The 26,717-nt window shown below is 67.5% G+C and carries 27 protein-coding genes and 1 other RNA gene; 17 read left to right on the forward strand and 11 right to left on the reverse strand.

Annotated features, from left to right (window positions below):
* Window positions 1–10: 10 nt before the first annotated feature.
* On the reverse strand, window positions 11–1,150 hold the full coding sequence (locus tag BFF94_RS19180) for a Re/Si-specific NAD(P)(+) transhydrogenase subunit alpha (protein ID WP_128847123.1): 1,140 nt from the start codon (window positions 1,148–1,150) through the stop codon (window positions 11–13).
* A 278-nt stretch (window positions 1,151–1,428) separates the two neighbouring features.
* Between BFF94_RS19180 and BFF94_RS19185 the strand changes: the two genes are divergently transcribed.
* From BFF94_RS19185 to BFF94_RS19195, 3 genes are all read left to right on the forward strand, one after another.
* Window positions 1,429–1,938 (forward strand): NUDIX hydrolase, encoded by a 510-nt coding sequence (locus tag BFF94_RS19185; protein WP_128847126.1) that lies wholly within the window; start codon window positions 1,429–1,431, stop codon window positions 1,936–1,938.
* The gene (gene mnmA, locus BFF94_RS19190; protein ID WP_128847129.1) at window positions 1,935–3,083 is read left to right on the forward strand and encodes a tRNA 2-thiouridine(34) synthase MnmA; all 1,149 of its coding nucleotides are present in this window, start codon (window positions 1,935–1,937) and stop codon (window positions 3,081–3,083) included. The genes BFF94_RS19185 and mnmA overlap by 4 nt, the downstream gene beginning before the upstream one ends.
* Before the next feature lie 118 nt (window positions 3,084–3,201).
* On the forward strand, window positions 3,202–4,821 hold the full coding sequence (locus BFF94_RS19195) for an FMN-binding glutamate synthase family protein (RefSeq protein ID WP_128847131.1): 1,620 nt from the start codon (window positions 3,202–3,204) through the stop codon (window positions 4,819–4,821).
* A gap of 106 nt (window positions 4,822–4,927) precedes the next feature.
* Here BFF94_RS19195 and BFF94_RS19200 read toward each other — a convergent pair whose 3' ends face one another.
* On the reverse strand, window positions 4,928–5,542 hold the full coding sequence (locus tag BFF94_RS19200) for a glutathione S-transferase family protein (protein ID WP_219139673.1): 615 nt from the start codon (window positions 5,540–5,542) through the stop codon (window positions 4,928–4,930).
* A 183-nt stretch (window positions 5,543–5,725) separates the two neighbouring features.
* Here BFF94_RS19200 and BFF94_RS19205 point away from each other — a divergent pair, with 183 nt between their 5' ends.
* From BFF94_RS19205 to BFF94_RS19250, 10 genes are all read left to right on the forward strand, one after another.
* Window positions 5,726–7,111: an aminopeptidase P N-terminal domain-containing protein gene (locus tag BFF94_RS19205; protein ID WP_128847134.1), complete on the forward strand. Its 1,386-nt coding sequence runs from the start codon at window positions 5,726–5,728 to the stop codon at window positions 7,109–7,111.
* Between the two features lie 37 nt (window positions 7,112–7,148).
* Window positions 7,149–8,336: a UbiH/UbiF/VisC/COQ6 family ubiquinone biosynthesis hydroxylase gene (locus tag BFF94_RS19210; protein WP_128847137.1), complete on the forward strand. Its 1,188-nt coding sequence runs from the start codon at window positions 7,149–7,151 to the stop codon at window positions 8,334–8,336.
* Window positions 8,337–8,475: 139 nt separating this feature from the next.
* A complete protein-coding gene (dusB, locus tag BFF94_RS19215) occupies window positions 8,476–9,543 on the forward strand; it encodes a tRNA dihydrouridine synthase DusB (RefSeq protein ID WP_128847140.1) in 1,068 nt (355 codons plus the stop codon).
* Entirely contained in the window at window positions 9,540–9,773 is a 234-nt protein-coding gene (locus tag BFF94_RS19220; protein ID WP_006476892.1) for a Fis family transcriptional regulator, read from the forward strand. Before dusB ends, BFF94_RS19220 begins: the two co-directional genes overlap by 4 nt.
* Window positions 9,774–9,817: 44 nt before the next feature.
* Window positions 9,818–11,383 (forward strand): bifunctional phosphoribosylaminoimidazolecarboxamide formyltransferase/IMP cyclohydrolase, encoded by a 1,566-nt coding sequence (gene purH / locus BFF94_RS19225; RefSeq protein ID WP_128847143.1) that lies wholly within the window; start codon window positions 9,818–9,820, stop codon window positions 11,381–11,383.
* Window positions 11,384–11,543: 160 nt separating this feature from the next.
* Window positions 11,544–12,086, forward strand: coding sequence for a crossover junction endodeoxyribonuclease RuvC (gene ruvC / locus BFF94_RS19230; protein ID WP_128847145.1), 543 nt, complete (start codon window positions 11,544–11,546; stop codon window positions 12,084–12,086).
* Window positions 12,087–12,241: 155 nt separating this feature from the next.
* Window positions 12,242–12,823 (forward strand): Holliday junction branch migration protein RuvA, encoded by a 582-nt coding sequence (gene ruvA, locus BFF94_RS19235; protein WP_128847148.1) that lies wholly within the window; start codon window positions 12,242–12,244, stop codon window positions 12,821–12,823.
* Window positions 12,824–13,053: 230 nt separating this feature from the next.
* Window positions 13,054–14,124 carry a Holliday junction branch migration DNA helicase RuvB gene (ruvB, locus tag BFF94_RS19240; protein ID WP_128847150.1) on the forward strand — a complete coding sequence of 357 codons (1,071 nt, stop codon included), beginning with the start codon at window positions 13,054–13,056 and terminating at the stop codon, window positions 14,122–14,124.
* A gap of 24 nt (window positions 14,125–14,148) precedes the next feature.
* Window positions 14,149–15,102, forward strand: a complete 954-nt coding sequence (locus tag BFF94_RS19245; RefSeq protein WP_219139674.1) for an oxygenase MpaB family protein — start codon at window positions 14,149–14,151, stop codon at window positions 15,100–15,102.
* A 143-nt stretch (window positions 15,103–15,245) separates the two neighbouring features.
* Window positions 15,246–16,382: a ParB/Srx family N-terminal domain-containing protein gene (locus tag BFF94_RS19250; RefSeq protein WP_372454239.1), complete on the forward strand. Its 1,137-nt coding sequence runs from the start codon at window positions 15,246–15,248 to the stop codon at window positions 16,380–16,382.
* A 54-nt stretch (window positions 16,383–16,436) separates the two neighbouring features.
* On the opposite strand, the gene BFF94_RS19255 is transcribed toward BFF94_RS19250, so the two are convergent.
* The 3 genes from BFF94_RS19255 to tyrS are packed head-to-tail and all read right to left on the reverse strand — an operon-like array spanning window position 16,437 to window position 18,819.
* On the reverse strand, window positions 16,437–17,099 hold the full coding sequence (locus BFF94_RS19255; protein ID WP_128847155.1) for a histidine phosphatase family protein: 663 nt from the start codon (window positions 17,097–17,099) through the stop codon (window positions 16,437–16,439).
* Window positions 17,100–17,122: 23 nt separating this feature from the next.
* The gene (gene dtd, locus BFF94_RS19260; RefSeq protein WP_034182741.1) at window positions 17,123–17,581 is read right to left on the reverse strand and encodes a D-aminoacyl-tRNA deacylase; all 459 of its coding nucleotides are present in this window, start codon (window positions 17,579–17,581) and stop codon (window positions 17,123–17,125) included.
* Entirely contained in the window at window positions 17,578–18,819 is a 1,242-nt protein-coding gene (tyrS, locus tag BFF94_RS19265) for a tyrosine--tRNA ligase (protein WP_128847158.1), read from the reverse strand. The genes dtd and tyrS overlap by 4 nt, the downstream gene beginning before the upstream one ends.
* A gap of 142 nt (window positions 18,820–18,961) precedes the next feature.
* Here tyrS and BFF94_RS19270 point away from each other — a divergent pair, with 142 nt between their 5' ends.
* Window positions 18,962–20,110, forward strand: coding sequence for an anhydro-N-acetylmuramic acid kinase (locus BFF94_RS19270; RefSeq protein ID WP_128847161.1), 1,149 nt, complete (start codon window positions 18,962–18,964; stop codon window positions 20,108–20,110).
* 108 nt (window positions 20,111–20,218) lie between these two features.
* On the opposite strand, the gene erpA is transcribed toward BFF94_RS19270, so the two are convergent.
* The 3 genes from erpA to rplM form a co-directional block, all read right to left on the reverse strand.
* Entirely contained in the window at window positions 20,219–20,590 is a 372-nt protein-coding gene (gene erpA / locus BFF94_RS19275; protein ID WP_128847163.1) for an iron-sulfur cluster insertion protein ErpA, read from the reverse strand.
* Between the two features lie 217 nt (window positions 20,591–20,807).
* Entirely contained in the window at window positions 20,808–21,200 is a 393-nt protein-coding gene (gene rpsI, locus BFF94_RS19280) for a 30S ribosomal protein S9 (protein ID WP_128847166.1), read from the reverse strand.
* An 11-nt stretch (window positions 21,201–21,211) separates the two neighbouring features.
* Complete coding sequence (gene rplM, locus BFF94_RS19285; protein WP_041490553.1) at window positions 21,212–21,640, reverse strand: 50S ribosomal protein L13; 429 nt, start codon at window positions 21,638–21,640, stop codon at window positions 21,212–21,214.
* Between the two features lie 311 nt (window positions 21,641–21,951).
* Here rplM and BFF94_RS19290 point away from each other — a divergent pair, with 311 nt between their 5' ends.
* Together BFF94_RS19290 and BFF94_RS19295 are read left to right on the forward strand one after the other, a co-directional pair.
* Window positions 21,952–22,257 carry a DUF1090 family protein gene (locus tag BFF94_RS19290; RefSeq protein ID WP_128847169.1) on the forward strand — a complete coding sequence of 102 codons (306 nt, stop codon included), beginning with the start codon at window positions 21,952–21,954 and terminating at the stop codon, window positions 22,255–22,257.
* Window positions 22,258–22,678: 421 nt separating this feature from the next.
* A complete protein-coding gene (locus BFF94_RS19295) occupies window positions 22,679–23,143 on the forward strand; it encodes an OsmC family protein (protein WP_012492957.1) in 465 nt (154 codons plus the stop codon).
* A 71-nt stretch (window positions 23,144–23,214) separates the two neighbouring features.
* On the opposite strand, the gene rnpB is transcribed toward BFF94_RS19295, so the two are convergent.
* The 3 genes from rnpB to pyrC all read right to left on the reverse strand — a co-directional run bounded on the left by rnpB (window position 23,215) and on the right by pyrC (window position 25,578).
* Window positions 23,215–23,626: RNase P RNA component class A (gene rnpB / locus BFF94_RS19300), an RNA gene on the reverse strand.
* 12 nt (window positions 23,627–23,638) lie between these two features.
* Window positions 23,639–24,517: a DUF3025 domain-containing protein gene (locus BFF94_RS19305; RefSeq protein WP_219139676.1), complete on the reverse strand. Its 879-nt coding sequence runs from the start codon at window positions 24,515–24,517 to the stop codon at window positions 23,639–23,641.
* Window positions 24,514–25,578: a dihydroorotase gene (pyrC, locus tag BFF94_RS19310; RefSeq protein WP_128842312.1), complete on the reverse strand. Its 1,065-nt coding sequence runs from the start codon at window positions 25,576–25,578 to the stop codon at window positions 24,514–24,516. The genes BFF94_RS19305 and pyrC overlap by 4 nt, the downstream gene beginning before the upstream one ends.
* 207 nt (window positions 25,579–25,785) lie before the next feature.
* Between pyrC and BFF94_RS19315 the strand changes: the two genes are divergently transcribed.
* Window positions 25,786–26,697 (forward strand): class II glutamine amidotransferase, encoded by a 912-nt coding sequence (locus BFF94_RS19315; protein WP_128842311.1) that lies wholly within the window; start codon window positions 25,786–25,788, stop codon window positions 26,695–26,697.
* Window positions 26,698–26,717: the final 20 nt, after the last annotated feature.

Here is a 26,717-nt window from a genome sequence, read left to right on the forward strand (position 1 = left end):
GTCTCCTCCGTTATTTGCGCGTGACTTCGCCGTCGCGACACAGCAGCGTCGCGGCGACGATGTCGTCGGCCAGGTCGATGTTCAGCGCGCCTTCCTTCGTGACGATCAGCTTCATGAAGTCGAGCAGGTTGCGCGCATACAGCGCCGACGCGTCCGACGCGACCATCGATGCGAGGTTGGTATAGCCGGCGATCGTCACGCCGTTGTGCACGATCACCTGGTCGGCGACCGTCAGCGGGCAGTTGCCGCTCTTGCGACCGTCGAACTCCGGGCCGCGGCCGGCCGCGAGATCGACGAGCACCGAGCCCGGCTTCATCGACTGCGCGGTTTCGACCGAGATCAGCGTCGGCGCCGGGCGCCCGGGAATCAGCGCGGTGGTGATCACGATGTCGGCCTGCTTCGCCCGCTCGTGCACGAGCGCGGCCTGACGGCCGAGCCACGACGGCGGCATCGGGCGCGCATAGCCGCCGACACCCTGCGCGGCCTCGCGCTCTTCGTCGGTTTCGAACGGGACGTCGAGGAATTTCGCGCCGAGCGACTCGATCTGCTCCTTCACGGCCGGCCGCACGTCGGACGCCTCGATCACGGCGCCCAGCCGCTTCGCGGTCGCGATCGCCTGCAGGCCCGCGACGCCCGCGCCGAGAATCAGCACGCGCGCGGCTTTCACCGTGCCCGCCGCCGTCATCAGCATCGGAAAGAAGCGCGGATACAGCGCCGCGGCAACCAGCACGGCCTTGTAGCCCGCGATGTTCGCCTGCGACGACAGCACGTCGAGACTCTGCGCGCGCGTCGTGCGCGGCGCGGCTTCGAGCGCGAAGCCCGTCACGCCGGCTGCCGCGAGCTTCGCCGCCTGCTCGCCGTTGAACGGCTCGAGCATGCCGACCAGCACGGAGCCGCGCTTGAGCGAAGGCAGTTCGGTGTCGGTGGGTGCCTGGACCTTCAGCACGACGTCGGCATCAAAAGCAGCCGACTGGTCGGTCAATTCGGCACCGGCGGCCGCATAGGCTTCGTCGGGATAACTGGCTGCGCTGCCGGCCCCTTTCGCGATACTGATGCGATGGCCGGCCGCCGCGTACTTCTTCACGGTTTCCGGCGTCGCAGCCACACGCGCCTCGTTCGCCCGCGTTTCAGCAGGCACTCCAATATGCATCGTCAGTTCCTCCAGTCATTGTCAGTATTTCTTTTCTTGCGATTTTTACTGCACAACGAGCCGGACAGGCTGACTTACCGGCTCACGGGCAACGGCGTTCACGCTGCACTTTAACCGAAAGCGATGGCCGCGCCAGCACTTTCCGCACGATCGTGCGCGATGCGACATTACCCCGGCCCGCGTCGCTGCGCATCGGCGGGACAGACGATTTGCGGGGGTCGGATTCGTCTAACGAGACGCCGGGCACCGTTCGGGCGCAACCGGTAAAATGCCGAACCATGAAACCCGAAATCTGGACCCCGCATGTGACGGTCGCGGCGCTCGTCGAGCACGCCGGCCGCTTCCTCGTGATCGAGGAAGAAACCTCGACGGGCCTGCGCATCAACCAGCCGGCAGGCCATCTCGAAGCCGGCGAAACGCTGGCCGACGCCGTGATCCGCGAGACGCTCGAGGAAACCGCACACCCGTTCACGCCCGACGCGCTCGTCGGCGTCTATCTCGCGCACTACGACCGCCCCGGCACCGCCGGCGCGACCTACCTGCGCTTCACGTTCTGCGGCACGGCCGGCGAGCCGATCGCGGGCCACGTGCTCGACGACGGCATCGTCCGCACGCTATGGATGACGGCCGACGAGCTGCGCGCATGCAGCGAGCGCCACCGCTCGCCCGCGGTGATGCGCTGCGTCGACGACTATCTCGCCGGGCGGCGCATTCCGCTCGATTTCGTGCACACGCATTCGGTCGCGCCGCGCCCCGAAGCATTCGAACGTCAGGCGGTCAACAAATGAGCAAGCGCCGTGTAGTGGTGGGCATGTCGGGCGGCGTCGATTCGTCGGTGACCGCCTGGCTGCTGAAGGAACAGGGCTACGACGTGGTCGGCCTGTTCATGAAGAACTGGGAAGACGACGACGATGGCGAATACTGCTCGACGCGCCAGGACTGGATCGACGTCGTGTCGGTGGCCGACCTGATCGGCATCGACGTGGAAGCCGTCAACTTCGCAGCGGAATACAAGGACCGCGTGTTCGCCGAGTTCCTGCGCGAATACTCGGCCGGCCGCACGCCGAACCCCGACGTGCTGTGCAACGCCGAGATCAAGTTCAAGGCGTTCCTCGATCACGCGATGTCGCTCGACGCGCAAATGATCGCGACCGGCCACTATGCACGCGTGCGCGAGCGCGACGGGCATTTCGAACTGCTGAAAGCCTTCGATCATACGAAAGACCAGTCGTACTTCCTGCACCGGCTGAACCAGGCGCAACTGTCGAAGACGATGTTCCCGCTCGGCGAGATCCCGAAGACGAAGGTGCGCGAGATCGCTGCGCAGATCGGGCTGCCGAACGCGAAGAAGAAGGATTCGACGGGCATCTGCTTCATCGGCGAACGGCCGTTCCGCGATTTCCTGAACCGCTACCTGCCGACGCAACCCGGCCCGATGAAGACGCCCGACGGCAAGGTCGTCGGCGAGCACATCGGCCTCGCGTTCTACACGTTCGGCCAGCGCAAGGGCATCGGCCTCGGCGGCAGCAAGAGCGGCAGCGGCGAACCGTGGTTCGTCGCCGCGAAGGACATCGCGTCCAACACGCTGTACGTCGTCCAGGGCCACGATCATCCGTGGCTGCTGTCGCGGCAGCTCGTTGCCGGCAACGTGAGCTGGGTCGCCGGCGAGCCGCCGGCCGAGGGCTTCGCGTGCGGCGCGAAGACGCGCTACCGGCAGGCCGATGCCGCCTGCACGTTCGCACGCGCCGGCGGCGAGCGCTTCTCGCTCGCGTTCGACAACGCGCAGTGGGCCGTCACGCCCGGCCAGTCGGCCGTGCTGTACGACGGCGAGATCTGTCTCGGCGGCGGCATCATTGAGTTCGCGGCAACCGGCCAGCCCGGTCAGGCCGCACCGGCGGAAGGCCACGCGCCGGCGCTCGCTGACGCACGCTGACCCATATTCGGTTTAGACTTGCGGCACGCCGCGCCCGGCGGAACACGATTCCGCCGCGGTCGGCGCGCCGCCGCGCAGCGTACGCATGGCGGCATTTCAAGATTCTTACGGAGTCCCCATGCTTTCTAGACGCTACCTCGCGATGTGGTGCGCCGTCCTGCTGCTCGTCGCGGCGGCCGCGCTCGCGTCGGTCCACGTGCTTTCCTGGCTGTGGATCATCATTCCCATCGCCCTCGTCGCGCTCGGCCTGTACGACCTGAAGCAGGACCGCCACGCGATCCTGCGCAACTATCCGCTCTGGGGCCACTTCCGCTTCCTGTTCGAATTCATCCGACCTGAAATCCGCCAGTACTTCGTCGAGGACGACACCGACGAGAAGCCGTTCTCGCGCGCCCAGCGCAGCCTCGTCTACCAGCGCGCGAAGAACGTCGCCGACAATCGCCCGTACGGCACCGAGCTGAACGTGAAGGCCGTCGCGCATGAATGGATCAGCCACTCGCTCGCGCCGACGAAGCTGCCGAACCACGATTTCCGCATCCGTGTCGGGGCGAATCGCGCGCAACCGTACGACATCTCGATCTTCAACATCTCGGCGATGAGCTTCGGCTCGCTGTCCGCGAATGCGATCCGCTCGCTGAACCTCGGCGCGAAGAAAGGCGGTTTCGCGCACGACACGGGCGAAGGCTCGCTGTCGAAGTACCACCGCGAGAACGGCGGCGACATCATCTGGGAAATCGCATCCGGCTACTTCGGCTGCCGCAACGACGACGGCACGTTCAACCCCGACAAGTTCGCGAAACAGGCCGCCGATCCGCAGGTCAAGATGATCGAGGTCAAGCTGTCGCAGGGCGCGAAGCCCGGCCACGGCGGCGTACTGCCGGCCGCGAAGATCACGCCGGAGATCGCCGAGACGCGCGGCGTGCCGATGGGCAAGGACTGCATCTCGCCCGCGACGCACTCGGAGTTCTCGACGCCGCGCGGGCTGCTCGAATTCGTCGAACGGCTGCGCACGCTGTCGGGCGGCAAGCCGACCGGCTTCAAGCTGTGCATCGGCCATCCGTGGGAATTCTTCGGGATCGCGAAGGCGATGGTCGAGACGGGCATCGTGCCGGACTTCATCGTCGTCGACGGCGCGGAAGGCGGCACGGGCGCGGCGCCGCTCGAATTCACCGACCACGTCGGCGTGCCGCTGCAGGAAGGGCTGCTGCTCGTGCACAACACGCTCGTCGGGATCGGCGTGCGCGATCGCGTGAAGATCGGCGCGAGCGGCAAGATCATCACCGCGTTCGACATCGCACGCACGCTCGCGATCGGCGCGGACTGGGTGAACTCGGCGCGCGGCTTCATGTTCGCGGTCGGCTGCATCCAGGCGCAGCACTGCCACACCGACCGCTGCCCGACCGGCGTCGCGACGCAAGACCCGGTGCGCCAGCGCGCACTCGTCGTGCCCGACAAGGCCGAGCGCGTTTTCAACTTCCACCGCAATACGCTGCATGCGCTACAGGAACTCGTGCAGGCGGCCGGCCTCGGGCATCCGTCCGAGCTGCGCGCGCATCACATCGTGCAGCGGGTCGCGCCGCACGAGGTCCGGTTGATGTCGCAGTTGCTGAAGTACCTGAAGCCTGGCGCGCTGCTTGACGGCCAGACCTGCGGCTTCACGCTGTACGACAAGTGGTGGCCCATTGCGCGCAGCGATGCGTTCACGCTCGGTGAGACCGTGTACGCGTCGATCGAATGAAGCGGGCGACCGCCCTGCTCCGGCGGCCGCCTGCCCGGCAAAAAGAAAAGCGCCCCGCGGGGCGCTTTTCTTTCGTCTGCCGAATGCGTGACGCGTAGCCGGCAGCTCAGTTCTGCGGCAGCGTGTCGGCGAACGACGGCCGCTGCAGCAGCTTCACGAAGTACTTGTCGAGGTTCGGGTGGCGATCGCGCCAGTTGAGCTCGGACATCCGGAAGTCGAGATAGCCGAGCGCGCAGCCGAGTGCGATGTCGGCGAGCGTGTAATGATTACCGACGCACCACGTCTTGCCGCCGAGACCCTGCGACATCGCGACGAGACCGTCGTCGATCTTGCGTTGCTGGCGCGCGATCCAGCTCGCGCTGCGCTGCGCCTCGTCGCGCATCGTGTGCTCGACGCGAATCGCGACCGCCGCATCGATCACGCCGTCGCCCAGCGCTTCCCAGCAACGCACCTCGACACGCTCGCGGCCCGACGGCGGAATCAGCTTGCCGACCGGCGACAGCGTATCGACGTATTCGCAGATCACGCGGGAATCGAACACCGCGGCACCATCCTCCATCACGAGGCACGGGACCTTGCCGAGCGGATTCGATGCATGAATATCCGTCTCCGGCGCCCACACGTTCTCGAGCTCCAGCTTGTAGTCGATCTTCTTTTCAGCAAGCACGATCCGCGCCTTTCGGACGTACGGGCTGCTGAGCGAACCGATTAATTTCATCATCTGCCTTTTTAAGGGAACCGCCGAGAGTATACGTTGTCGTCGATCATAACCGGCCAGCGTCGCACGGTAGAAAATCGCCCGGCCGGCCTGTGGATGGTTTGCAACAACCGCCGCGCGGGCCTTCCGGCGCGGCTTCCCGCCCCGCTCTCACACACGGCGTCGCGCGGCGCTACAATCGCACGAATGAATGCGCCCCTCGATACCGCCATCGCCGTCGACGTCTACCGCCAGCGCCGTGAACGCGTGCTTGCCGCACTGCGTGCCGCGGGCGGCGGCGTCGCCATCGTCCCCACCGCGCCGGAACTGCTGCGCAACCGCGATACGGCCTACCCGTACCGGCACGACAGCTACTTCCATTACCTGACGGGCTTCACCGAGCCGGATGCCGTGCTCGTGCTGAACGCGGCCGCGCCGCACGGCGCGCCGGAGTCGATCCTGTTCTGCCGCGGCAAGAATGCCGACCGCGAGATCTGGGAAGGCTTCCACTACGGGCCCGAAGCCGCGCGCGACGCGTTCGGTTTCGACGCGGCGTTCGCGGTCGACGTGATCGACACCGAGATGCCGCGCCTGCTCGCCGACGCGGGTACCGTCCACTACCGGTTCGGCGCATCGGCCGACTTCGACCGCCAGCTCGCGGGCTGGCTCGACGCGGTGCGCGCGCTGGCGCGCACGGGCGTCGCCGCGCCGGACGCGCTGCTCGACCTCACGCCGCTCCTCGATGACATGCGGCTCGTGAAGGACGAGCACGAACTCGCGATCATGATGCGCGCCGCGCACATCTCCGCGCTCGCGCACCGCCGCGCGATGCAGGTGTGCCGCCCCGGCATCCGCGAATACGAGCTCGAGGCCGAGCTGCTGTATCTGTTCCGCAAGCACGGCGCGCAGGCGCCCGCGTACGGTTCGATCGTCGCGGCCGGCGCGAACGCGTGCGTGCTGCACTACCCGGCCGGCAACGCGGCCGCGCAGGACGGCGACCTGATCCTGATCGACGCCGCGTGCGAACTCGACGGCTACGCGTCGGACATCACGCGCACGTTCCCGGCCAACGGGCGCTTCTCACCCGCGCAGCGCACGCTGTACGACATCGTGCTCGCCGCGCAGCAGGCCGCGATCGACGCGACGCGCGCGGGCGTGCCGTTCGAGGCGCCGCACGATGCGGCCGTGCGCGTGCTCGCGCAGGGGCTGCTCGATACCGGCATCATCCCGAAGACGCGCTTCTCGAACGTCGACGACGTGATCGCCGAGCGCGCGTACACGCGCTTCTACATGCATCGCACCGGCCACTGGATCGGGATGGACGTGCACGACTGCGGCGACTACCGCGAGCGGCTCGCCGAGCGCGACGACAACGGCGCGCTGCCGTGGCGCACGCTGAAGCCCGGCATGACGCTGACGGTCGAACCCGGCCTGTATGTGCGCGCGGCCGACGACGTACCGCCCGAGTACTGGAACATCGGCATCCGCATCGAGGACGACGCGATCGTGCGCGAGCAGGGCTGCGAGCTGATCACGCGCGGCGTGCCCGTCGCGGCCGACGAGATCGAGGCGCTGATGCGCGCGGGCGCATGACCGGCTACCGACCGTTACCTCCGTTTCACGAATCAAGATGACGACCGCTTCCTCCCCGGCCACGCCGGACTACGACCTCGCCATCGTCGGCGCGGGCCCCGTGGGGCTCGCACTCGCCGGCTGGCTCGCGCGCCGCAGCGCCACGCAGCACGCATCGATCGCGCTGGTCGATGCACGCGAACCGGCCGCGAGCGCGAACGATCCGCGCGCGATCGCCGTCTCGCACGGCAGCCGCGTGCTGCTCGACACGCTCGCGTGGCCCGCCGACGCGACGCCGATCGAACATATCCACGTCTCGCAGCGCGGCCATTTCGGCCGCACGCTGATCGACCGCGACGAGCACGACCTCGCCGCGCTCGGCTATGTCGTGCGCTACGGCTCGCTCGTGCAGGCGCTCGCGGGCGCCGTGCGCGGCACGCGCGTCGACTGGCTCACGTCGACCACCGCGCGCGCGCCGCAGCAGGACGCCGACGGCGTCACGCTGACGCTCGACGGCCCGCAGGGCGAGCGCACGCTGCGCGCGCGCATCGTCATCAATGCCGAAGGCGGGCTGTTCCACGAACAGCAGGCCGACACCGGCAAGCATCGCCGCGACTACGGGCAGACCGCGCTCGTCGGCACGGTCACGGTATCGGCGCCGCGCCCGAACGTCGCATGGGAACGCTTCACGCACGAAGGCCCGCTCGCGCTGCTGCCGCTCGGCGGGCCGCGCCAGGCCGACTACTCGCTCGTCTGGTGCTGCACCCCCGACGAAGCGGCGCGCCGCGCCGCGCTGCCCGACGACGCGTTCCTGCGCGAGCTCGCCCACGCGTTCGGCGAGCGCATGGGCGACTTCGTCGCGATCGCGGGCCGCGCATCGTTCCCGCTCGGCCTGAACGCCGCACAAACGCTCGTCAGCGGCCGCGTCGCGATCGTCGGCAATGCCGCGCAAACCCTGCATCCCGTCGCGGGCCAGGGGCTCAACCTCGGGCTGCGCGATGCGCATACGCTCGTCGACACGCTGTCCGCGCAAGGCTTCGAAGCGATCGCGCTCGCCACCTTCAACGCGCGCCGCGCGCTCGACCGACGCTTCACGATCGGCGCGACCGACACGCTGGCGCGCCTGTTTACGATCGACGCGGGCCCGCTTCCGCTGCTGCGCGGCGCCGCGCTCGCCGCGCTCGAATTCGTGCCGCCGCTCAAGAAAGTGATCGCGCGCCAGATGATGTTCGGCCAGCGCAACTGACGCGCGGGCGCACCGCGCGGTGCGCGCGCGCCGGACCCGGCAAACCGGGTCAAATCGGCGAGGCATGGGAATACGGTAAAATGCGCGTTTCCGCCTGCCCTTTCCCTGCCCGCGCCCGGCCGCGGGTGGTGCCATTGCGATGCCCGTTATCGGCCCTCACGTATTGCGTAACAACCTGTTCGTCGCCCCGATGGCCGGGGTGACGGATCGTCCGTTCCGCCAGCTCTGCAAACGGCTGGGGGCCGGTTACGCCGTGTCCGAGATGGTCGCGTCCAACGCGCAGCTGTGGAAAAGCGCGAAGACGATGCGGCGCGCGAACCACGAAGGCGAGGTGGAGCCGATCGCGGTCCAGATCGCGGGCGCCGATCCGGCGATGATGGCCGAAGCGGCCCGCTACAACGTCGACAACGGCGCGCAGATCATCGACATCAACATGGGCTGCCCGGCGAAGAAGGTCTGCAACGTCGCGGCCGGCTCCGCGCTGCTGCAGAACGAGCCGCTCGTGCAGCGCATCGTCGAGGCCGTCGTCGCGGCGGTCGGCACGGGGCCCGATGCGGTACCCGTCACGCTGAAGATCCGCACCGGCTGGGACCGCGAGCACAAGAACGCGATCGCGGTCGCGCGCCTGGCCGAAGCCGCCGGCATCTCGATGCTCACCGTGCACGGCCGCACGCGCGCCGACCTGTACCGCGGCGACGCCGAATACGACACCATCGCGGCCGTGAAGGCGGCCGTGCGGATTCCGGTCGTCGCGAACGGCGACATCACGTCGCCCGCGAAGGCCAAGGCCGTGCTCGATGCAACGGGCGCCGACGCACTGATGATCGGTCGCGCCGCGCAAGGCCGGCCGTGGCTGTTCCGTGAAATCGATCATTTCCTGCAAACTGGCGAGCTGCTGCCCCCGCCGCGGATCGACGAGATCCAGCACGTGATGAACGAACACCTGGAAGACCACTACGATTTCTATGGTGAATTCACGGGAGTCCGTACTGCGCGCAAGCACATCGGCTGGTACACTCGCGGCCTTTCCGGTGCCAACGGGTTCCGGCACCGAATGAACACGCTCGATTCCTCCCGCGAGCAACTCGCCGCCGTCAATGCATTCTTCGAGGCGCAAAAGGCGCTGTCGGACCATCTCGTCTACGTCGATGACGAAGAGGAAAACGGCCAGCGCGAGTCGGACGACCATAACCAGTTAGCAGCATGAGCAAGCACAACATCGAACAATGTGTCCGCGAGAGCCTGGACGTGTATTTCCGGGATCTAGACGGCTCCAATCCGCACGACGTCTATGAAATGGTGATGTCCTGCGTCGAAAAGCCGATGCTCGAGGTCGTGCTCGTACAGGCAGGCGGCAACCAGTCGCTCGCCGCGGAGTACCTCGGCATCAATCGCAATACGCTGCGCAAAAAGCTGCAGCAGCACGGCCTGCTGTAGCCGGCCGTCCCGTCCCCGTTTCCCTGGCTATTGGTGGTTCCATCATGATCAAGCAAGCGCTCATTTCCGTTTCCGACAAGACCGGCATCGTCGACTTCGCGAAGTCGCTGTCCGACCTCGGCGTCAAGCTGCTGTCGACGGGCGGCACCGCGAAACTGCTCGCCGACGCGGGCCTGCCCGTTACCGAAGTGGCCGACTACACGGGCTTTCCGGAGATGCTCGATGGGCGCGTGAAGACGCTCCACCCGAAGGTGCACGGCGGCATCCTCGCCCGCCGCGACCTGCCCGAGCACATGCAGGCACTCGAACAGCACGGCATCCCGACGATCGACCTGCTCGTCGTGAACCTGTATCCGTTCGTCGCGACGATCGCGAAGGACGACTGCACGCTCGCCGACGCGATCGAGAACATCGACATCGGCGGCCCGACGATGCTGCGCTCGGCCGCGAAGAATCACCGCGACGTGACGGTCGTCGTCGATCCGGCCGACTACGCGGTCGTGCTCGACGAGATGAAGGCGAACGGCAATGCGGTCGGCTACGCGACCAACTTCCGCCTCGCGACGAAGGTGTTCGCGCACACCGCGCAATACGACGGCGCGATCACGAACTACCTGACGAGCCTGACCGACGAGCTGAAGCACGCATCGCGCAGCGCGTACCCGGCAACGCTGAACATCGCGTTCGACAAGGTGCAGGACCTGCGCTACGGCGAGAACCCGCACCAGAGCGCGGCGTTCTACCGCGACCTCGCGACGCCGGCCGGCGCGCTGGCGAACTACCGCCAGCTGCAGGGCAAGGAACTGTCGTACAACAACATCGCGGATTCGGACGCGGCGTGGGAATGCGTGAAGACGTTCGACGCGCCGGCCTGCGTGATCATCAAGCATGCGAACCCGTGCGGCGTCGCGGTCGGCAACGACTCGGCCGACGCTTACGCGAAGGCGTTCCAGACCGACCCGACGTCGGCGTTCGGCGGCATCATCGCGTTCAACCGCGAAGTCGACGAAGCAGCCGCGCAAGCCGTCGCGAAGCAGTTCGTCGAAGTGCTGATCGCGCCGTCGTTCTCCGACGCCGCGAAGCAGGTGTTCACCGCGAAGCAGAACGTGCGCCTGCTCGAGATCGCGCTGGGCGACGGCCATAACGCATTCGACCTGAAGCGCGTGGGCGGCGGCCTGCTCGTGCAGTCGCTCGATTCGAAGAACGTGCAGCCGCACGAACTGCGCGTCGTCACGAAGCGCCACCCGACGCCGAAGGAAATGGACGACCTGCTGTTCGCCTGGCGCGTCGCGAAATACGTGAAGTCGAACGCGATCGTGTTCTGCGGCAACGGCATGACGCTCGGCGTCGGCGCGGGCCAGATGAGCCGCGTCGATTCCGCGCGCATCGCCAGCATCAAGGCGCAGAACGCGGGCCTGACGCTGGCCGGCTCGGCCGTCGCGTCGGATGCGTTCTTCCCGTTCCGCGACGGCCTCGACGTCGTCGTGGCGGCCGGCGCGACCTGCGTGATCCAGCCGGGCGGCTCCATGCGCGACGACGAAGTGATCGCGGCCGCCGACGAGCACAACATCGCAATGATCCTGACGGGCGTGCGCCATTTCCGTCACTGATCGGTTGCGGCCCGCGCTGCCCGCGCGGCCGCAGCACGAAAGCCCGGCGGCGTTACACCCGCCGGGTTTTTTATTGCGCGGCGCCCTCGCGCTCGACCGTGCGGCCGGCTCGCCGCACCATTCGTTGTAGTATCGCTGCATCACGCATTTCTCCTCACTCATGCGAATTCTCGGCATCGACCCCGGCCTGCGCGTCACCGGCTTCGGCGTCATCGACGTCAGCGGCCACCGGCTCGCCTATGTCACGAGCGGCGTGATCCGCACGCCGACGGCCGACCTGGCTACCCGGCTCGGCACGATCTTCCAGGGCGTCGCGACCATCGTGCGCGAACATGCGCCCGACCAGGCCGCGATCGAAAAGGTGTTCGTCAACGTGAACCCGCAGTCGACGCTGCTGCTCGGCCAGGCGCGCGGCGCCGCGATCTGCGGCCTCGTCACGGGCGGCCTGCCGGTCGCCGAATACACGGCGCTGCAGCTCAAGCAGGCCGTCGTCGGCTACGGCCGCGCGACCAAGACGCAGATGCAGGAAATGGTCACGCGGCTGCTCAACCTCTCCGGGCAACCGGGCTCCGACGCGGCCGACGCGCTCGGCATGGCGATCTGCCACGCGCACGGCGGCAATACGCTCAGCACGCTCGGCGGCCTCGCGCCGGCGCTCGCGAAGAAAGGGCTGCGCGTGCGACGCGGGCGGCTGGTCGGCTGAACCGGCGCGTGCCGTCGCCCGGCACACCGGATCGCCCGTTTCGACCGCGCGCGGCGCACACACGGCAAGCGTCGCTTCGGCCTGACGGCCGATGCCATCGGCATTGCGCCGCGCGTGCGCTACACTCGCGCTTTCCACCTCGCATCCCGCCATCCATGATCGGTCGCATCGCCGGCATCCTGCTCGAAAAGAACCCGCCTCACCTGCTCGTCGACTGCAACGGCGTCGGCTACGAAATCGACGTGCCGATGAGCACCTTCTACAACCTGCCGCAAGCAGGCGAGCACGTCGTGCTGCTCACGCAGCAGATCGTTCGCGAGGACGCGCACCTGCTGTACGGCTTCCTGACGCCGCAGGAGCGCACGACCTTCCGCGAACTGCTGAAGATCAGCGGCATCGGCGCGCGCATGGCGCTCGCCGTGCTGTCCGGCCTGAGCGTGCAGGAGCTCGCGCAGGCCGTGACGATGCAGGACGCCGCGCGCCTCACGCGCCTGCCCGGCATCGGCAAGAAGACGGCCGAGCGCCTGCTGCTCGAGCTGAAGGGCAAGCTCGGCGCCGACCTCGGCGCGCTCGCCGGCGCCGCGTCGCCGTCCGACCATGCAACCGACATCCTCAACGCGCTGCTCGCGCTCGGCTACTCCGAAAAGGAAGGCCTCGCCGCGATCAAGAACGTGCCGGCCGGCACCGGCGTGTCCGAAGGCATCAAGCTCGCGCTGAAGGCGCTGTCGAAGGCGTAACGCGCGGCCAAACCGGCCGTTGAAGCCAGTGTCGCGCGGCCGCGCGGCGCCGCAATACGGCCGGCAACACTCGTTCCCCTGTCTGGAAAATTCATTCGTGGCGCCGGCCGCCGGAAGGGCCAACCGCTGCGTCATGCTCGTTGCGCCCGGCCCTTCCGGTGGCCGGCGCAAGCCCGTGATCAGCGGGAGCACGCCCCAGGCCGGACCGCGGCGCGCGGTACAATGGCCGCATGATTGAAACCGACAAACTCGCCACCGAGCAGCGGATCATCGCCGCCACGCCCGCCTCGTCGCACGAGGAGGTGTTCGAACGTGCACTGCGGCCGCGCCAGCTGGACGACTACGTCGGCCAGGAAAAGGTGCGCGGCCAGCTCGAGATCTTCATCGAGGCCGCCAAGCGCCGCTCCGAGCCGCTCGACCACGTGCTGCTGTTCGGGCCGCCGGGTCTCGGCAAGACGACGCTCGCGCACATCATTGCGCGCGAGATGGGCGTGAACCTGCGCCAGACGTCGGGCCCCGTGCTCGAGCGCGCGGGCGATCTCGCCGCGCTGCTGACGAACCTCGAGGCGAACGACGTGCTGTTCATCGACGAGATCCACCGGCTGTCGCCGGTCGTCGAGGAAATCCTGTATCCGGCACTCGAGGATTACCAGATCGACATCATGATCGGCGAAGGGCCGGCCGCGCGCAGCGTGAAGCTCGACCTGCAGCCGTTCACGCTGGTCGGCGCGACCACCCGCGCCGGGATGCTGACCAACCCGCTGCGCGATCGTTTCGGGATCGTCGCACGCCTCGAGTTCTACGACGCCGAACAACTGTCGCGCATCGTGCGGCGCTCGGCGTCGCTGCTGAACGCGCAGATCGATCCGAACGGCGCGCTGGAAATCGCGAAGCGCTCGCGCGGCACGCCGCGGATCGCGAACCGGCTGCTGCGCCGCGTGCGCGACTTCGCGGAAGTGAAGGCCGACGGCCAGATCACCTCGGCCGTTGCCGATGCCGCGCTCGCGATGCTCGACGTCGATCCGGTCGGCTTCGACCTGATGGACCGCAAGCTGCTCGAAGCGATCCTGTACAAGTTCGACGGCGGCCCGGTCGGCATCGACAACCTCGCAGCGGCGATCGGCGAGGAGCGCGACACGATCGAGGACGTGCTCGAGCCGTACCTGATCCAGCAGGGCTTCCTGCAGCGCACCCCGCGCGGGCGTATCGCGACGCTGCTCACGTATCGCCACTTCGGGCTCTCCGCGCCCGACACCGGCCGCGCCGAACGCGGCGTGTGGGATACCCCCGACGGGAAGTAACCCGTCGCCCGAGCCGCACCGGCCATGACAACGCCACATAGCCGCCAACCCGCCGCACCCGCACCGGGCCCGCGCTGGGCCGAGCCGATCCGCAAGCGGCTGGTGGCCGGCATCACGCACCTGACAGCGGGCGGCGGCGGCCCGTCGCTCGATCTCTCTTCGCCGCCTGGAGACCCGGGGCTGTTCGGCCCCGACGCCGTCTGCTGGCGCGTGCATGCCGACTTCACGTCGATGATGACGGGCGGCATCGCCGCGCTGCTGCTGCAGGCGCTTCATCCGCTCGCGCTCGCGGGCGTCTGGGATCACTCGTCGTTTCGCACCGACATCCTCGGCCGCTTGCGGCGCACCGCCACGTTCATCACGGGTACGACGTTCGGCAGTCGCGCGGACGCACTCGCACTGATCGAGCGCGTGAAAGCGATCCACGCGCGCGTATCGGGCATCGCACCGGACGGCCGACCGTACCGCGCCGACGATCCGGCGTTGCTGACCTGGGTGCATGTCGCGGAAGTGTCGAGCTTCCTCGCCGCGCATCTGTGCTACGTGAATCCGGCGCTGCCGGGCGAGCTGCAGGATCGCTATTACGCCGAAACGGCATTGATCGCCGAACTGCTCGGCGCCCACGAGGTTCCCCGTTCGCGCGCGGAAGTAACCGCGTATCTCGCGCGCATGCAGCCCGAACTCGAGGCCGGGCCGCATACCTTCGAGGTGATGTCCATCCTGCTGAACGTGCCGGTCGCAAAGCCCGTGCTCCGGCCGGCCGCCTCGCTGATGATTCATGCCGGGATCGACCTGTTGCCGCCGTGGGCGCAGCACATGCTCGGCGTGTCGACGTTCGCGCCGCTGCGGCGTGCGGTGGTCCGGCCGAGCATACGGGCCGTCGCGCCCGTGCTGCGCTGGGCGCTCGTCAACGGCGCGTCAAGGCGTGCGCGCCGTCGCGCAACCGCGACACCACCGGACGGCGCCCCGCCCGCCTGACGATCCGGTTCTTCCGAACATTTCAATTTGCTGTCAAATTCTTGTGACAAGCTGACAGGCTTGCACCCGCGCACGGCCGCACGTCCTGCACGTTCCGCCTGTCCGTGACCCGCGCGGCGTCCCGCCAACCCGACCGACACCCGATGCCCGCGATGCCACGCCTGCCGATCCGTTTCGCCCTTGCCGCCAGCCTGTCCACCGTCCTGGCCCTCGCCGCCTGCGGAGGCGACGACGTCGCCGCCGTCGCGCACACGGACGCACAAACGCCGTCCGGCGGCACCACGACCACGCCGGCTCCCACGCCGCCCGCCACCGTCACGCCGCAACCGGGCAAGTGGAAAGCCGCCCGCGCGGGCGACCTGATCGACGTGACGCTCGGCGATCTCCACCCGACGCAAGGTGCGATCGGCTACGACCAGATCTACTACAAGCTCGGCCGCTATGAACTGCAGCCGGACAAGAAATTCGACGACTTCTGCGCGGACGAAGGGCTCGGCAGCGTCGCATCGAGCGGCTACACGGCCAAGTCGTCGCTGCGCGAACCCGCGAGCTACACATGCGCGACGACCGACGCGAACGCCCGCGATCGCTCGGTGCTGAACCCCGTCGTGATCGGCCCGAACGGCGCAGCGCTGTACCTGACCGACGGCCACCACGGCCTGTCGACCTACTACGAGACGCCCGACGGCGGCCCGGCGCTGCACGTGCACGTCGTCGTCAAGGACAACCTCAGCGACTACTCGGGTGACGCGTTCTGGCAGCAGATGCAAAGCCGCGGTTATGTGCGCCTCAAGGACGGCGAAGGCAAACCGATCACGACCGCGCAACTGCCGGCCGGGCTCGGCCTGAAACTCGGGATGACGAACGACCGCTACCGGTCGCTCGTCTATTTCACGCGCGACATCGGCTACAGCAAGCCTGCGCAATCCACCGACTACCTCGAGTTCTACTGGTCCGACTGGCTGCGCGCGCAGCCGGGCACGTTCTCGCTCGCCGGCTACGACCTGACGCGCGGCGGTGCGACCGATCCCGATCCGGCGAAGGCCGACACGGGCTACCTGAATGCGGTCTGGAATGCGTCGACGCGCATGGTCGCGGCCACGGACCCCGTGATCGACGGCAAGACGGGCGCCGACCTCGGGCGCGCCGATGCGATCAATGGCGGGAAGAAATACAACAAGGGGGAATTCGACAAGCTGCGCCAGCCGATCACGGCCGACAAGCCCGGCAAGATCGCCTACGCGCTCGACTACAAGATGCGCCACGGGTTGCCGCAGTAAGCGGCACGCAGGCACGGGAACCCCGGCCGGCGATGCCGGACGGGGCATGCATGCTCAGAGCACCTTGCGGTACCCGTCGTCGTCGCTCGCGGCATCGAGATGCGACACGTCGGCCCACTGCACGACCTGCGCGCGGCCATTCACGTAATCGACGACGTTGATGCTGGTGTTGAGCAACTGATAGTTGCGCGGCGCCGACAGTTCGATCCCGTTCGCGAAGCGATACACGCAATCGAGCACGCCACCGTGCGCAACGCACGCGATCCGGCCGCCCGGATGCGCGGCGACGATCGGCTCGAGCGCATGCAGCACGCGGTGATAGAACGCGCGCTGCGACTCGCCGCCTTCCGGCGCAAAGCCCGGGTCGCGCGTCTGCCAGGCCGCGTACGCGTCCGGAAACAGCGCCTCGATCTCGGTGCTGTCGTGCCCCTGGAACGCGCCATACGAGCGTTCGCGCAACCCCTCCCGCAGCAGCAGCGGCAACCCGAGCTCATCGGCAAAGGGTTGCGCGGTCTGCTGCGCGCGCATCAGGTCGCTCGAATAGACCGCGTCGATCCGCGCACCGTCACGCGCGTCGCGCGCGAGCCGCGCGGCCAGCCGTTGCGCCTGCGCAAGGCCCGTGTCGGCCAGCGGGATGTCGATATGCCCCTGGATGCGCTTGATGCGGTTCCAGGCCGTCTCGCCATGGCGGATGAAAAGGATCTGCGTGGTGGCCATCGCGGGGCGTCTCAGGGAAAGAGTCAGGGCCGTACTTGCAGCCAGAATGTCACGGGGCCGTCGTTGACGAGCGACACCTGCATGTCGGCGCCGAACTCGCCGGTCTCGACGACCGGATGGCGCGCACGCGCGGCCGCGACGAAATAGTCGAACAACCGCGCGCCTTCGTCGGGCGGCGCGGCCGGCGTGAAGCTCGGGCGCAGCCCGCTGTTGGTATCGGCCGCCAGCGTGAACTGCGACACGAGCAGCAGGCCGCCTGCGCGGCCCGCGCCGTCGATATTCGACACGGGGAGGTTCATCTTGCCGGCCGCGTCGCTGAACACGCGGTAGCCGAGCATCTTCGCGAGCAGCTTGTCGGCGGCCGCGTCGGTGTCGCCGCGCTCCGCGCAGACGAGCGCGAGCAGGCCCGCGCCGATCTCGCCCGTCGTGCGGTCGCCGACGCGCACGTCGGCGCGCTTCACGCGCTGGATCAGCGCGATCATGCGGTCAGCGTGACGCGCGCGAAGCGACGCTTGCCGACCTGCACGACGAACTCGCCGGCCTCGACCTTCAGGCCCTTGTCCGACACGATCGCGCCGTCGATCTTCACGCCGCCTTGCTCGATGTTGCGCAGTGCCTCGCTCGTCGACGGCACGAGGCCGGCCTGCTTCAGCAACTGGCCGATCGCCAGCGGTGCGCCGGCAAGCGTGACCGACGGAATGTCGTCCGGCACGCCGCCCTTCGCGCGGTGGTTGAAGTCCTCGAGCGCACGTTCGGCGTCGGGCTGCGAGTGGAACCGCGCGACGATTTCCTGCGCGAGCAGCACCTTGAAGTCGCGCGGGTTGCGGCCGCCTTCGATCTCGCGCTTGAAACCGGCGATTTCGTCCATGCTGCGGAACGACAGCAGTTCGAAATAACGCCACATCAGCGTGTCCGAGATGCTCATCAGCTTGCCGAACATGTCGGTCGGCTTCTCGCTGATGCCGACGTAGTTGCCCTTCGACTTCGACATCTTCTCGACGCCGTCGAGGCCTTCGAGCAGCGGCATCGTCAGGATGCACTGCTGTTCCTGGCCGTACTGCTTCTGCAGTTCGCGGCCGACCAGCAGGTTGAACTTCTGGTCAGTGCCGCCGAGTTCGAGATCGGCGTTCAGCGCGACCGAATCGTAGCCCTGCATCAGCGGATACAGGAATTCGTGGATCGAGATCGGCACGCCGCCCTGGAAGCGCTTCGTGAAGTCCTCGCGTTCGAGGATCCGCGCGACCGTGTAGCGCGACGCAAGCTTGATCAGCCCGTCCGCGCCGAGCGGCATCGACCATTCGCTGTTGTAGCGGATCTCGGTCTTTTCGCGATCGAGCACGAGCGCGGCCTGCTCGAAGTAGGTCTTCGCGTTCGACTCGATCTGCTCGCGCGTGAGCGGCGGGCGCGTTGCGTTGCGGCCCGACGGATCGCCGATCAGCGACGTGAAATCGCCGATCAGGAAGATGACCGTGTGGCCGAGGTCCTGAAGCTGGCGCATCTTGTTCAGCACGACCGTATGGCCGATGTGGATGTCGGGCGCGGTCGGGTCGAGGCCGAGCTTGATGCGAAGCGGCGTGCCGGTGGCCGCGCTGCGCGCGAGCTTCTGCGCGAACTCTTCCTCGATCAGCAACTCGTCGACACCGCGCTTCGTGACGGCGAGCGCATGCCGGACTTCGTCGGTGATCGGGAAAACAGGCTTGGAACTGGGTTCGGTGCTCATCGGTGCCAGGAAGAATGTCGCAAAAACAGGGATTTTCCCATAACTTGCACGCGCATCGCTTAACGACACGTCATGTTGCGCGGATAATCGGGCGCAAGGCGCGCGGCACCGGCCCGCGTCGCACGATCCAGGAGAACCCAACGTGCCGCAACGACATCCGCAAAACGCCCACCCGGCCGACGGCATCTACTTCGGGCTGATGTCGGGAACCAGCATGGACGGCGTCGACGGCGTCGCCGTGCGTTTCGAGGCCGGCAAGGCGCCGGTCGTGCTCGCGGAAGCGTTTGTCGGCTTCGCGCAATCGCTGCGCGACGCGCTGTTCGCGCTGCAGCAGCCCGGCGGCGACGAGATCGACCGCGAATCGCGCGCGGCGAACGCGCTCGTCGCGCGCTATGCGGTGTGCTGTCACGAATTGCAGCGCACGGCCGGGCTGTCGCGCGACGAGATCCGCGCGATCGGCGTGCATGGCCAGACGGTGCGACATCGCCCCGAGCGCGGCTATACGCGCCAACTCAACAACCCGGCGCTGCTCGCCGAGCTGACCCATGCCGACGTGATCGCCGATTTCCGCAGCCGCGACGTCGCCGCGGGCGGCCACGGCGCGCCGCTCGCGCCGGCGTTCCATGCCACGGTGTTCGGCGCGCCGGGCGAGACGCGCGTCGTCTGCAATCTCGGCGGGATCAGCAACATCACGATCCTGCCCGGCGAGGGCGGCGACGTGCGCGGTTTCGACTGCGGCCCGGCGAATGCGCTGCTCGACGAATGGGCAACCCGCCATCTCGGCAAGCCGTATGACGACGGCGGCAAGTTCGCCGCGCGCGGCACCGTACACGCGCCGCTGCTCGACGCGCTGCTCGACGAGCCGTATTTTGCCGCGCCGCCGCCGAAAAGCACCGGACGCGACCTGTTCAATCCCGCGTGGCTCGACGCGAAGCTCGCCGCGTTCGCACAGGTCGCGCCGGAGGACGTGCAGGCGACCCTCACGGCGCTCACCGCCGTCTCGGTCGCACGCGAGATCGCAAAACACGCATCGGGCTGCAAGGCCGTCTTCGTATGCGGCGGCGGCGCACGCAATCCGGTGCTGCTCGACGCGCTCAGGCACGCGCTGCGTGAGGCCGGCGTGCCGGCCACGGTCGATACGACGGCCTCGCTTGGCGTGCCGCCGCAGCAGGTCGAGGCGCTCGCGTTCGCGTGGCTCGCGTACCGCTTCACCGCGCGCCTGCCCGGCAATCTCGCGACGGTTACCGGTGCGGCCGGCAACCGCGTGCTCGGCGCACTCTATCCGCGCTGACGCGACGCCTGCCGCGCGACCGGCACCACGTCGCACGCGGGCACGAAAAAAACGGGGCATGAAGCCCCGTTTTTCATTCCGGCAAACCGGTGCGGATCTGCCGTGCGCTCAGACCGAGAACGACGAGCCGCACCCGCAGGTGGTGGACGCGTTCGGGTTCTTGATCACGAACTGGGCGCCGTTGAGGTCGTCCTTGTAGTCGATCTCGGCGCCGACCAGGTACTGGTAGCTCATCGAGTCGATCAGGAGCTGGACGCCGTTCTTGTTCATCACGGTGTCGTCCTCGTTGACTTCCTCGTCGAACGTGAAGCCATACTGGAAGCCGGAGCAGCCGCCGCCCTGCACGAACACGCGCAGCTTCAGGTCGGGATTGCCCTCTTCGTCGATCAGTTGCTTGACCTTGTCGGCCGCGGCGTCGGTGAAGACGAACGGAAGCGGCATTTCGGTCGTGGTTGCTGCGGATTCGGTAACAGCGTTCATTGCGAACTCTCCAGAAAGCTTTAGCCGCTATTGTAGGGCCGATCAGAAGATCGTGCTGAAGTCCATGAAATCAACAGGTTCTTGTCGATTTCGTCAATCTCGCCCGCACGGGCTGCGCCAGCACGGCCTGGAAGCGGGCATAAAAAAACCGCCAGCGCGAACGCTGGCGGTTTTTCCGGCGGACGCCGCCCGAAAGCGGCGAGGCCATGAAGCGGAATTAACGCTTCGAGAACTGCTTGGCGCGGCGTGCCTTGCGCAGACCGACCTTCTTACGCTCGACTTCACGCGCATCGCGCGTGACGAAGCCTGCGCTCGACAGCGTCGGCTTCAGCGTCGCATCGTAGTCGATCAGTGCACGGGTGATGCCGTGGCGCACTGCACCTGCTTGACCCGTTTCGCCGCCGCCATTGACGTTGACCTTGATGTCGAACGTCTGGCCGTGGCTCGTGAGTTCCAGCGGTTGACGCACGATCATCAGCGACGTTTCGCGCGAGAAGTAGTCAGCGATGGGCTTGCCGTTGACGATGATGTCGCCCTTGCCTGCCTTGATGAAGACACGTGCGACTGCGCTCTTGCGGCGGCCCGTACCGTAGTTCCAGTTACCGATCATGTGGGCTCCCCTTAGATCTCGAGCGCCTTCGGCTGTTGCGCCGAATGCGGATGCGTAGCTTCAGCGTAGACCTTCAGCTTCTTGATCATTGCGTAGCCGAGCGGGCCCTTCGGCAGCATGCCCTTGACCGCCTTCTCGAGCGCGCGGCCCGGGAAGCGTTCCTGCATCTTGCCGAACGTCGTTTCATAGATACCGCCCGGGTAGCCCGAGTGACGGTAGTACTTCTTGTCGAGAGTCTTGTTGCCCGTGACCTTCAACTTGCTTGCGTTGACGATGATGATGAAATCACCGGTGTCGACGTGCGGGGTGAACTCAGGCTTGTGCTTGCCGCGCAGACGGCGTGCCACTTCGCTGGCAACACGGCCGAGAACCTTATCCGTCGCGTCAATCACGTACCATTCGCGCGTCACCTCATGGGCTTTTGCGGAAAACGTCTTCATGATCGATCCAAAAAAATTGCTTTGCCCGATGTGTTCGTCCTGCTTGTCTGTGTGCGCTTCGAGGCGCGGTGCAGGCTCTCCCTGTTCTTTTTCCGTGGGCATGATTGCGGAAAAGCCCTGAATTATAAAGGAAATACGGCAACACGGTCAAAGGGAATCCACGTCCCGTGTCCGCGGCGGCCGAAATGGGCCAAAATCCGGTCGTGCCCCGACAAGCCAGGCGAACCGAGCGCCGGGAGAGGCATCCATCGACGCGCGGCACATGACCTTGCCGCGCCAGACCGGCCGAACACGGAAAACAACAAACAAGCATGATGAAACAACGACTTACCCCCCTCCTCGCGGCCGCGTTGCTGGCCGCCGCGGCGCCCGCCGTCGCCGCCCAAGCCGATTGCGAAGCCAAGCTCGACGCGCTCGATGCGCGCATTGCCGAAGCCCGGACCGCCCGTGCCGGGGATCGCGTCGCCCGCCTGCGTGCGGTACGCGAACGCGTGCGCCACTTCTGCGCACACGGCCACGGCCATGCGTCGGCCACCCGTGCGCCGGCACCTGACGCCCGCTCGCCCGGCACGCCGCCCGGCGCGGCATCGCAGCCGGCCGCACGACAGCCCGCGTGACGATGTCGGGGCGCGCAAACCGTGCGCCGATGTTTGCATGGGACGAAAAAAAGCCCGAACGGCTGGTTCGGGCTTAATCCACCTTAGGAGGAGGGTGGAGGAGACATTCGGAGGTTGCCGCAGCGCGACAACCAATGAGGCTCATTATACGAACGCGTCGCCGACATCACAAGAAAATCTGCATTACGAAATCGAACACCACGATACGAAATTTCACGAAACCAAGCGGCTTGATTGATTTTCCCCTTTCACATCAATTACTTGACGCCATCACGCGCGATCGAAAACCGAGCCAATCTAGAGTAAAACCCCTAAAAACAGCAGGGAAATTACCGTTCGCCACGCTGCCGCGCGCCGCTCGCACGGATCCGGCATTGCACGTCGTGCAGCGCATCAGCCGACCGTTGTGCAGCGGGCTACAATGCCGGATCGAATCCGAATCAGGCAACGCTGGAGTGCAAGCATGGAATGCAAAGTAAGCTGGATGGGTCAGGACGGCATGGCGTTTTCCGCCGAGACCGGCAGCGGGCATCTCGTCACGATGGATGGCGCGCCCGAAGGCGGCGGCCACAACCTCGCGCCGCGCCCGATGGAAATGGTGCTGCTCGGCACCGGCGGTTGCACCGCCTATGACGTCGTGCTGATCCTGAAGAAGAGCCGCCAGGAAGTCACCGGCTGCTCGGTCACGCTGAAAGCCGAGCGCGCGAGCGAAGACCCGAAGGTATTCACGAAGGTGCACTTCCACTTCACCGTCACCGGCCGCAACCTGAACCCGGCCACGGTCGAGCGCGCGATCAATCTGTCGCACGACAAGTATTGCTCCGCGTCGATCATGATCGCGAAGACGGCCGAACTCACGCATTCGTTCGACATCGTCGCCGCCTGAACGCGCGGCGAGCGCGCATGAAAAAAAGGGCCGGCGCTCCGCAAGGAGACGCCGGCCCTTTCGCATTCGAACGGCAAAGCAGGCCGATAAGCCGGATTCTGTGCACGCTGCGCGCCGAAGCGCACAACGCGTGGCAGCCATTCCTCTAGGCGCGCCATTGCTGACGCGCTCAAGCTTCCTACCCGCAGACGAGACGGGGGCCCCGTCCTGCATCCGAAAATGCGCGCCTGCCTACTTGGAATTGCTCCGGGTGGAGGTTACCGTGCCGGCGAACGTCGCCGTCGCCGCGGTGCGCTCTTACCGCACCGTTTCACCCTTACCTGATCCCGGCTTGCGCCGGGCCATCGGCGGTTTGCTTTCTGTTGCCCTGTTCCGCGTGTCGCCACGGATGGCCGTTAGCCATCACCCTGCCCTGTGGAGTCCGGACTTTCCTCGCCCCCGCGCGCCCGAAGGCGGCGAGGCCGCGACTGCCTAGCCTGCTTTGCGACGCGCATTCTAGCACTGCGCGCCGCCGCCGGCAGCACGCGAGCGGCGGCCGCTGCGAAATACGGCCGGATCGTCGTAGAACGCGGCATCGTTATTCGCATCGCACCAGCCCGGCACGCCGAGCACCGGAAGCGGCGCGAAATCGCGGCTCGTCAGCTCGCGGGTCGCAAGTTCGGCGGCGACACGCGCGTCGACCTGCGCGATGCGCCTCGCGTCGGTCCACGAAAAATAGTCGGCGCTCACTTCGACGATCCACGTGTGCGCGGTGCAGGCCTTGTAAGGCGCGACGAGCTGCTCGAGCAGCGCATGGCCGACGAGCCGCACTTCGCAGCGCGTGCCCCACGCATCGCGCGCGGCGACCAGCAGCCGCGGCCAGTCGAAGCCGCGCAGCGCATCGGCGAGCGTGCGGTCGGCCGTGACGAACAGCGCGGCGTTCTCGTCGAACAGCGTGAGCGCATCGCGCAGCGTGCCGCGCACGGGCCCGACGCCGCCCGCCGCGGCGATCGCGGCGGCCTGGCGCGCGTTCAACGCAGCCTTGATGCGCGGATACGCGAACCAGACGAGCGCATTGAAGAAGTCATGGAGATTGTGCCGGGTCGGCACGCCACCGGTGTCGGCGATATGGGTCTCGTACGCGACGCCGCGCGGCAGTTCGGCCTGCGGCGCGAATCGCAACGGCCTGCCGCGACCGCTGACGCGCCCGCCGTCGCGCAACGCGCCGTTCAGCGCGTCGAGCAGTGCGGCATCGCCTGCTTGAGCAGCCGCCTGCGCGGCCCTGCCCGGCTCCGCGTAATGCGCAAGCCACGGCGCGGACCAGTCGATCCGCGCGAAATCCGCCGCCCCGCTGCCGGCCGCATGGCCGGCTTCGCGCGGCGGCGCGTCGCTCACACGAGTTTCCAGCCGATCGTCTCGCCGCCGCGCAGCGGCACGACCGGCGTATCGCCCGCGAAGATCTCGCGCGGCAGCTCCCACGCCTCGCGGCGCAGCGTGACCGTCTCGGCACTGCGCGGCAGCCCGTAGAAATCGGCGCCGAAGAAGCTCGCGAAACCTTCCAGCCTGTCGAGCGCGCCGGCGTGGTCGAACGCTTCCGCATACAGTTCGAGCGCGTGCAGCGCCGTATAGCAGCCCGCGCAGCCGCACGCGGTTTCCTTCGCGCCGCGCGCATGCGGTGCGCTGTCGGTGCCGAGGAAGAAGCGCGGGTTGTCCGACGTCGCGGCTTCGACCAGCGCGACGCGATGCGTCTCGCGCTTCAGCACGGGCAGGCAGTAGTAGTGCGGGCGAATCCCGCCGACGAACAGCGCGTTGCGGTTGTACAGCAGGTGATGCGCGGTGATCGTCGCGCCGAGCAGGCCGGGCGCAGCGTCGGCATCGCGCACGTAGTCGGCCGCGTCCTTCGTCGTGATGTGCTCGAACACGACCTTCAGGCCCGGAAAATCGCGGCGCAGCGGCGTCATCACGCGGTCGATGAAGACCTTCTCGCGGTCGAACAGGTCGATCGACGCATCGGTCACCTCGCCGTGCACGAGCAGCGGCATGCCGGCTTCCTGCATCGCCTCGAGCGTCTTCGCGCATTTCGCGAGATCGGTGACGCCGTGGTCGGAATTCGTCGTCGCGCCGGCCGGGTACAGCTTCACGCCGTGCACGAAGCCGCTTTCGCGAGCGCGGCGGATCTCGTCGGGCGGCGTGTTGTCGGTCAGGTACAGCGTCATCAGCGGCTCGAACGTCATCCCGGCCGGCAGCGCGGCGAGGATACGCTCGCGATAGGCCTGCGCCTGCGCGGTGGTCGTCACCGGCGGCTTCAGGTTCGGCATGACGATCGCGCGGCCGAACTGGCGCGCGGTGTGCGGCAGCACGGCGGCCAGCATGTCGCCGTCTCGCAGGTGCAGGTGCCAGTCGTCGGGACGGGCGAGCGAGAGCGTCGCCGGGGAGGAAGCGTTCGAGGCAGTCATAGAAGGCGTCGTGAGGAACGGGGGCGGCCATCGGCGGGGCCGGAACGCGCGTGCCGCGGGCCGACTGACGGCAAACCGCAACACGGGGCCTTCGGCCGGCGGAATCCGCTTTTTACCGCTCAGGGCTCGGTGATATGCTAGAAGCCGCATTGTACCGGGGTTCGCCCGGTTCGTTACCCCCCGCCTCAGCCTGCCGCCCCACGTAAAATGTGCCAACTCTTAGGAATGAACTGCGCCGCGCCGACGGACGTCACATTCTCCTTCACAGGTTTCGCGGCCCGGGGCGGGCTCACCGATCACCATGCCGACGGCTGGGGCATCGCGTTCTTCGAGGACAAGGCCTGCCGCCTGTTCATCGATCACCAGGCATCGGCCACGTCGCCGATCGCCGAAATGGTGAAGCGCTACCCGATCAAGTCCAAGAACACGATCGCGCACATCCGCAAGGCGACGCAAGGCCACATCCTGCTCGAGAACAGCCATCCGTTCATGCGCGAGCTGTGGGGCCGGCACTGGATCTTCGCGCATAACGGCGACCTGCAGGACTACGCGCCGGACATGGACGGCAGCGTCTACCATCCGGTCGGCACGACCGACAGCGAACAGGCGTTCTGCGTGCTGATGCAGGGGCTGCGCGAGGCCTTCCCCGGCGCGCAGCCGCCGCTGCCCGAACTGTTCGAGCGCGTCGGCGAGCTGACACGCGGCATCACCGATCACGGCGTATTCAACTTCCTGATGTCGAACGGCCAGGCGCTCTTCGCGCACTGCTCGACGCGGCTGCACTACCTCGTGCGGCGCTGGCCGTTCTCGACCGCGCATCTCGTCGACGAAGACCTGTCGATCGACTTCGCGAAATACACGACACCCGAGGATCGCGTCGCGGTGATCGCGACGCAGCCGCTCACCGACAACGAGGTCTGGACCGCGTTCGAGCCGGGCGAGCTGATCATGTTCCAGTGCGGCGACGTCGCCGCGCGGATGCGGATCCCGGTGCCCGAGCGCGTGCTCGAGAAGCTGCGCAACCCGGCGCTCGACGCATCGGCGTCGGCGCCGCGCGACACACGCGAGGCGCTGGCCACCGCCGCCGACGGCGATTCCGACGACGCGATCGACTTCTGAGCGCGGCGCGCCGGCGCCCG

Origin of the sequence: Burkholderia catarinensis, from assembly GCF_001883705.2 — a bacterium.
GTDB classification, from domain to species: Bacteria; Pseudomonadota; Gammaproteobacteria; order Burkholderiales; family Burkholderiaceae; genus Burkholderia; species Burkholderia catarinensis.